Raw genomic sequence first — 441 nt, 5'->3', positions numbered from 1 at the left:
GTCAGGCACAGCGTCGTTAACAACGCAGGCGCACAAATATCAGAGCATGGCTTTGCGACGCTGCTGAAAGCAGCGGAAACCGATGACGCGCTGGCCGAGAAAACCGGCCTGCGTCTCGATTTGCCGTTGCAGCTCCTGCGCGAACTCCTGCTGCGGGCCACCGAAACCGTTCGCGCGCGGCTGATGGCCAAAATGCCGCCCGAGCTTCAGGACGAGGTCGACCGCACGCTCAAGGAAGTCGCCGAAAAGGTCGCGCGTGACTCCAACAAGATTCATAACTTCGATACTGCTCTGCGCCTGACGAAACTTCTGAAAGAGCGCGGCGAACTGACCGACGGCAAGCTGCGGGCATTTGCAGCGGACCGTCAATACGAAGAGGTTGTGGCTGGCCTTTCAGTTCTGTGCGAGGCGTCCATCGAAATCATCAAACCCCTCATGGAA

1 protein-coding gene is annotated in these 441 nt (G+C 58.7%); it reads left to right on the top strand.

The genetic code is table 11. The features are described from left to right. Positions 1–441: DUF2336 domain-containing protein (locus tag C1631_RS25600; RefSeq protein ID WP_123966802.1), on the top strand; the 441-nt coding region annotated here is incomplete at both ends.

Source organism: Chryseobacterium phosphatilyticum, from assembly GCF_002899825.2.
Lineage (GTDB): Bacteria > Bacteroidota > Bacteroidia > Flavobacteriales > Weeksellaceae > Chryseobacterium > Chryseobacterium phosphatilyticum.
Note: the sequence above shows the minus strand (reverse complement) of the source record. Positions and strands in the feature narration are given on the sequence as shown.